The 7561-nt window shown below is 60.7% G+C and carries 3 protein-coding genes; all 3 read left to right on the top strand.

Translation table 11 applies throughout. The features are described 5' to 3' along the window. The first annotated feature begins 417 nt into the window (after positions 1-417). Genes WHT83_RS24190 through WHT83_RS24180 form a run of 3 tightly spaced genes read left to right on the top strand, consistent with a single transcriptional unit; the run spans position 418 to position 7549 of the window. Positions 418-3114, top strand: a complete 2697-nt coding sequence (locus WHT83_RS24190) for a PD-(D/E)XK nuclease family protein (RefSeq protein ID WP_406872618.1) — start codon at positions 418-420, stop codon at positions 3112-3114. After that, positions 3107-6292: a UvrD-helicase domain-containing protein gene (locus tag WHT83_RS24185; protein ID WP_406872617.1), complete on the top strand. Its 3186-nt coding sequence runs from the start codon at positions 3107-3109 to the stop codon at positions 6290-6292. The genes WHT83_RS24190 and WHT83_RS24185 overlap by 8 nt, the downstream gene beginning before the upstream one ends. 36 nt (positions 6293-6328) lie before the next feature. Continuing rightward, positions 6329-7549, top strand: coding sequence for a hypothetical protein (locus WHT83_RS24180; protein WP_406872616.1), 1221 nt, complete (start codon positions 6329-6331; stop codon positions 7547-7549). Positions 7550-7561 lie beyond the last annotated feature (12 nt).

The raw sequence follows: 7561 nt of genomic DNA, 5'->3' as shown, positions 1-7561 counted from the left end.
GTCGCGGGCATACTGCCCGGTTTTTGTGGGAGATTTCAATACTTTCGTATGCCCATGGAAGTTGCTCTGGCAGCCGGCAGCCTCGCGCAAGGTGGGAAGATCCGGGACATGCACAGCGCTTAAGCTGCAGATCGGCCAGACGCACTCGCCGAGAGGTGATAGCGACTTCCGTGGCGATCTCGTACAGAGCCTCCCATCTCCCTAAGACCGACGCGGCTTGCAGTAATTTGCTCCCAAACCCTGGGACACACCTAATACTCACGCGAGGACGATTGACCCTGGTAGGTGGCGGCTTCATCTTTTCGATTGTTGCTGGGGCGGGATTGGACTTGGGCTGAGTCGAGGGGGCGACCGAATCTGTCGCCCGATGGCGTTAGCGCTGTGCGAATTCAGTACGCTGAGCTGTCGGGAGTGGCTATGTTTGAGTGGGGAGAAATCCAATATGTACATCCCGTTTCCGGGGCAGTGCGGCCGGTAACCATCGAACTTTTACGCGCCACCTACCTCGTTCCGCGTCAACAGCGACATTTCGACATCAAATACGCACTTGCGGGTGTGGTCGATACGCCGTGGCGCAACAGCTTTGAGGTGGCCCCGGCGGAAACCGCGGCGGCGGTCGACCGAGCCTTGCGCGAATTGATGCTTGCGACGAGCACATTGCGGATGCCGCAAATGGATCTCGCGGTGCTGCCCGCAGGCAGCCGTGCAAAGCGTCATTTGGTCTCCTTGATGGCCTTATGGGAGGTGATCGGTGATGAGCTCCCTGATGATCTCTGGGTGATGCGCCATGTTCTGGAAGCATCTGCGAACGACGCAATCGAAAGTCTGCCGCTTTTGAGCAGTGATTTCGGTACCTTTCGTGTCGCCGAGAGAGCTTTGCTAGTTCGGCTTCTCGAACATCATGGTGCGGCACCCGATCACCTTCGCGCGGAACATGCCGAAGCAGTTGCAACACGACGGAAGAGAGCGGATGCCGGGACCCTGCTCGGTGAAATCCAGCGACGGCTTCTGGACGACAAGGAAGGTAGGTGCGCACTCGACGGCACCGTGATCGCGTATGGTGTTCGCGATGCCGCGATGGAAGCTGACGTTACCGCAGGCATGATTCAGCAGATGCTCGAACAAAGTCCATTGCTGTCGCCAGCCGAAATCGGCCTGCTTCTGCCGCCCGACACCGCCTACTCGATCTATGTTGGAGAAGCCTTCGGTCGCGCTGGCCTGCCTCTCTCGGGCCTTCCCGCGCCCCTCGATCAGAAAGATCTGGCTGCCGAAACCGTGCAGCATTTTCTGCTTGCTCGCCGCACTCCGGCACCGGCTATGGTGCTCGCTTCTCTTCTGGCGTCGCCGTTGATGCCATGGGCAGAAAATGTCGGGCAGGAAATGGCAAACGCGGTCATGAGCGGGGACTACCGCCCGCATGCGGCCAAATCGCTTGAGGGCAAGTCCGCGTCGCTCTACCGGATTATCAGGAAAGACGCCGAACCGACCACGCGAGCGCTCGCCGAAGACCTCGCCGTGCTGGGGCGTTCGATGACATCGCGTCCGGACCTCCAGCTGTATGTTCGCCGTGCACAGGACCTTGTCGGCCAGTTGCGTGCAGTCCTCCTTGAGCCGCCCGAGACGGCCGAGCTACCGTGGGACCGTTTGCTGCGGGTGACGGCGATGGCGCCGCCGACTGCTTCGGCAGCCGTCAGCCGGACGATGTCGGGAGTGACGGTTTTCTTGGATACCGCGAACCCATGGCGGGAGGTTTCTCATCTCATCGTGCTTGGTTTCGCGGAAGGCGCATATCCAGCGTCCGTGACAGCGAACCCTTTCTTCCTCGACCGCGAACTCGAACTGATCGGCAACATCTGCGGGTTATCCATGCCGACGCGGGCGAGGCAGCTGTCCGAACGGATGGACCTCTTCCGCCGCCAGATCGGCATCGCGTCGCATAGCCTGACACTGCTTTGCCCATATCGCGATGGAATGGGCGTCAGGCTGGCGCCTGCGGCATCACTGCCGCTTTTCACGCGCTGTATCCACGGCGTCGAGGAGCCTGAGAATTTCATTCTCGATCTCGACTCTGTCGCCGAGGAAGCCTGGCCCAATGCCGTTCCCCGGGCCTTTGAAACGAGGAGTATGCTGCGCCTCCCGCCGATCGAGGTTCCATCTCATCTGTTGCTCGGTCGGGACCTCATGACATTGCGCACAAAGGAGGATGGCACGATCAGGCGTCAGTCTCCGAGCCGCCTCGAGACCTTGATCGTCAGTCCGCTCTCTTGGCTCCTCCACGAGTTGGAAGCGACCGAGGCAGTGTGGTCGCCGGAAGCGGTCGATGTGTTGCGCAAAGGCCTGTTGGCGCACGAGGTTTTCGAGCGGCTATTCCTTCCAGGCGAGGCGTTGCCGGCGAAGCGAGAAATAGAGGATCGCGTACCGAAGCTGCTGATGGAGCGTATCCGCCAAACTGCCCCCTTCATGCAAGCGAGTGCTTGGGCGCTGGAGCGCCAATCGCTGGTACGGGAGATCACCATGTCCGCGCTTGTGTGGCGCGAGGCATTGGAAACCCACGGGGCGACCGTGATCAACAACGAGTTCTGGTTGCGCGGTAGCATCTTCGGCGTCGAAGTGCATGGAAAAGCGGACTGTCTGCTGCGGCTGGAGGACGGGCAGTTGATCATCGTCGACCACAAGAAAAGCGGGACGAGGAACCGGCAGGGCCGACTGCAGGCGGGTTGGGATCTACAGGTTGAACTGTACCGGACAATGGCCAAAGCACCTTCTTCGGAGGAGAATGTGGACGAGGCCCGCGAGTTTCTCGCCAGCGCCAATCGCGTCGGCGTAGCATACCACCTGATGAACGACAGCGGCATGCTGGTTCATGGCGCAGATCTGCCGGCGAACGGACATTTCACCAGCATCGACAGTGACATCTCGCATGCGGCGATGGGCAAGCTGGGCGACGAGGTGGTGCGGCTGCGAAGCGGCGAAGTGAGGCTAAACAAGGAGGGCGACCGCAAATTCTTCAGCAACGAAGCGAAGATGGGGCTCTACGCATTCGACGCAAGCCCGCTGATCGATGCCTTCACCTACGCTCCTGCCGAAGAGAACGAGGAGACGCCCGATGAGTGAGCTCCTTTTGGTGCCGGCCGGGGCCGGCGCAGGCAAGACGCACAGGATCATGACGACGCTCACTGATTGGGTGAAGTCGGGTGTGGTGCGCCCGGAACGCATCCTGGCTGTTACTTTTACCGACGCTGCGGCGAGCGAGTTGCGCCAGCGCATTCGCACGAGCCTGCTTGAGGCGGGTGCCGTGGATGCGGCTCTCGCAATCGACAGGGCCTATGTCTCCACCATCCATGCGCTAGGGTTGCGTATCCTGACCGAACACGCCTTGGCAAACGGTTCTTCGCCGATGCCGAGACTGCTCGCTGACGAGGAGCGCGACCTGCTGTTGCGGCTGGAAATTGCGCGTTGCGAGCGTCTGAGATTGCTCAGCGAGGATCTTCCGCGCCACGGCTACCAGGGCGGGTTCGACGGCGAGACGACGATCGAGGACTCGTTCCGAGCGCAGGTCTTCTCCACGATCAACCTTCTGCGCAACCTTGGAGACCGCGCCAGCTACGCTGGACTGGCCCGGATGGCTCAAGAGGCGATACGCGCGACCTATGGTGCCAGTGCGCGCGATGGCGCCGCACTGGGCGACCAGTTGAGCAAGGCGGTGACTGCACTCCTTACGGCATTCCCATCGGGGGTGGGACACATCACAGATGCCAAAACCGCGAGGGCAGCGTTCGAGGACGACCACCGTCAACTGCGAAGGGCGCGGGACCGGTCCGTTCTGGATCGCGACTGGCAGCTCTGGTCGAGGCTGCGCAAGCTGCGCCAGTCGAAAAGAGGGTGCCCCACGCCGGACGGATATGACGAGTGCGCTGCGGCCGTAATTGCGGCTGCCGATATGCTGTCTGTCCATCCCGGCCCTCTTGTAGACGCCTGCGAGCACGTCGCAGCACTCGTCGAAGGAGCTCAGGAGATCTTGGCCGGATATGCCGAACGCAAGCGTGAGCTCGGCGTCATCGACTATGCGGACATGGTCACCAATGCCGAGTGCCTGCTGCGGCACGACAATGGCGTGCTCGCGTCCCTGCTGGCTGAAATCGACTGCGTGATCGTGGACGAGTTCCAGGACACCAACCCCATCCAGTTTGCGCTTCTTTGGCGCCTCGGCCTAGTGGCGGCGCGAACGCTGCTCGTCGGAGACATCAAGCAGGCCATCATGGGCTTTCAGGGCGCGGATTCGCGTCTGACGGAAGGCCTTGTGGCGGCCAATGCCGACAAGGTTCAGCCGCTCGACAGGAATTGGCGATCGGACGGCCGGATAATGGCCTTTGTGAACGCAATCGGGCCCCGTCTTTTCCCAGGTGGGTATCTTCCCCTTTCGCCCCAGCGACCATCAGGGGCGGAAAGTGCCCTTGAGGTTCTCGACATTGAAAAGGGTCGAGCAAGCCGCGCACCCGCCGCTCGGCCGGAGCATCATGTCGCCGCACGGCTGTTCAACGTGCTTCAGGATCGCAAACAGTGGGTAGCCGATCGCCATACGCAGAAAGGGAGGCGCCTTGAGCCGAGTGATGTTGCTGTCTTGTGCCCGACGCATGCGCTGTCGACGCGATATGCCGCAGCGCTGCGCGCGCTCGGGTTGCCGGTCCGCGTCAATGCGGGTGGCTGGTATTCAAGCGAACTGGTCCGGGCGGCAAGGAACGCAGTCGCGCTCGCGAGTGATCCCTCTGATCGCCATTCAGCCCTTTGCTTCGCTGTTCTGGGGCCGGCCCGGATTCCGCTTCAAGACGCGCTGCAAAGACTAGCGGATGGCACGCTGCTCGAGGAACCTGCCTTTGCATGGCTGAACGCGCTGTCACCATGCGCGAAGCGGCTTCCCCTGCCGACGCTCCTTAACGCCGTCATTGCCGCTACAGGGCTGCGAGACTGGGCAGAGCAGCAACAGGACCCGCGACAGGCGCGTGCCGATCTGCTGCGGCTGGAAGCGGAGGCGCAAGGGTTCCTCGATACGCATCGCGACATGAAGGCCGCTGCAGGCTTCTACGGCAGCGATGCCAAGGTCTTCCTCGGCTGGTTGCAAGCGCGCCTTGGAGCCCACGATTTCGACCGCCGCCCCGACCCGAGTTCCGGCGCAGCGGATGGCATCGAGATCGTCACCTGGCACGCATGCAAAGGGCGCGAATGGCCTGTCGTGGTTGTCGCCGGTCTCGACCATGATTTCAGTCCGCGGCCTGGTACGCTCTCCACGGTTTTCGAAAGCTTCGATAATCTGGACGCGGTACTTGACCGGGCGAGCGTTCGATTTTGCCCGCCATTCGCTGCTGAGGAGGTTCGGGATCGTTTCCTGGATGAACTGATGCCCGATGCGAATGCTACGGCGCGACGTCTTCTTTATGTCGCGCTGACCCGCGCCCGCGACAAGCTGATCATTGAATGGCCTGCCTTTCACCTGAAGAAGGGCATCGACGAAGAGAAGGGATGCCGCAGCTATGCGCACGTATTGACGTCGGCCTGCGGTCTCTCGCTCGGCGAAGGGAGGTTAATGCTGAATGGTGCTGGCTTTCGGGCCCGGGTCACACACTGCCCGGAGGATATGCCACCCGAATTTGATGAGGCGGCTGAGCTCCCGGTTCTCCAGCGGCGATACGGTTTCGGCAGGATGGCCATCCTTCCTGACGCGCCGCGGGAGGCAGGTGCTCCATGGCTCATCCAGCCGTCAGGCCTTGTCTATGCCGCCCTGCCGCTTCCGACGGTCATTGCGCGCGCCGGGGTTGGAACGTCCTTTGCCGTGCCGGATCATCTGTTTTGCGTCAATACCGATCGCGGCACCGCACTTCACCAGGCTCTGCGCGTCATGATGGAGCGCCCGGAGATGAAACTCCGGCTGCCTGGCCATACCGGGCTCGACGCGGAGACGGTCGAGCGGGTCGCTCATCAGGCGCTCGCCGTGAAATCCTGGCTAGAGGACGGGGGCTATACGATAATTTCACACGAAGTCCCACTGGTCGGGCTGGACGCTAATGGTTCTTCCGTGAGCGCCATTGTCGATTGTCTGGCCGAAGGCGACGACGGCCTCGCAATCATCGATCACAAGAGCGATCCTGTGGACGATCCTGAAGGGCGCTTCCCTGTCTATTGGCCGCAACTTTCTGCATATGTCGAAGCGGTCGGTCGGGCCTGGCCGGAAAAGAGGGTTAGCCTCGTCGGCATCCACTGGATGACGAGAGGAGTCGTGACCTTCAGTGAATTTTAGTTTCCGGCTGCCCCGACCCCACAACAGAGAGCCTAAATGTCCAACCAACACGTTACACCTGTTTTCATCGGTTCTAATGGAGCAATTGAAGCGCTCACGCGCATTCCTCTTGTCTCGAACGCCGAAGGGGTTGCGTATGACGAGGCCTATCTCGAAGACCTTCTCTTTCGCAATCCTGCGATGCTTCCGATCCGCGAAATCGACGCAGCCTATGCCAATCCGGTGCCCGTTTGCACCCAGCTCTCAACACGGGTTGGACCGCTTGACGTGCTCTACGTCACCGAAGAAGGCAGGTTGGTTGTCGTCGAGGCCAAGCTCTGGCGAAATCCTGAGCAACGCCGCAAGGTGGTCGCGCAGATTATCGACTATGCGGCCGAGCTTTCGAAATGGAGCTACGACGATCTTGAACGGGAGGTGGCGAAGCGCACCAAGGCGACAGGAAACGTACTCTTCTCGCTGGTCTCTGAAAAACACCCAAACATTTTGGAGGCCGAGTTTGTCGACAGCGTATCCCGTAGCTTGCGTGACGGAAGGTTTCTGCTGCTGATTTGCGGTGACGGCATCCGCGAGGAACTCTCCGGCATCGCTGAATTCCTTGATCGCAATACAACACTCGACCTGACTTTCGGCCTTTTGGAACTTGCGATCTTTGGTACCGCAAGCGGCGGCCGTCTCGTTCTGCCGAGAGTCCTTGCAAAGACGGTGACGATCAGACGTCAGGTTCTCCGGATCGACGGCGGAAGCGCGACGGTGGTCGATGATCACGATGCCGCCGAGATAGCGGCCCGGGGAACGGTAGGATCGAGGGAGCCGACTGGCCAGCAACTCAAATATGTCCAGTTCTGGAGCGAACTGGCCGAAACCATGCATTTTGATGACGCCAGCCAACCGCCGATCACTGTGGCCCGCGCGCCGAATACGAACTTGAGAATGCCTTCGCCAAGGGCCTGGATCACGCTCTACTTCGCCCCGAGTTCCGGCGGAATGGGTATCTTCTTGACGTTCAATAGGGGCGAGCCCGGAGACACGTTTTACCGCCGTCTTGAACAGGAGCGTGGTGCAATTGGGAAAGAATTGCCTGCTGGGACCGTGTGGAAATCGGATGGCGAGAAGCACGTCATTGAACTGAGGCGTGAGATGAGCGACTTCATCGATCCCGCTCAACGTGCAGAGGCGATCGAGTGGTATACCGAGAATGCCAACGAATTCGTGAATGCCTTCCGTCCACGCATTGGGCGCTATGTGGAAGAACTGTAAAGTCTCAAGATA

Source organism: Aminobacter sp. P9b (assembly GCF_045345995.1).
Taxonomy (GTDB): Bacteria; Pseudomonadota; Alphaproteobacteria; order Rhizobiales; family Rhizobiaceae; genus Aminobacter; species Aminobacter niigataensis.
The sequence above is the reverse complement of the archived record's forward strand: the minus strand, read 5'-3'. Positions and strand labels throughout refer to the sequence as shown.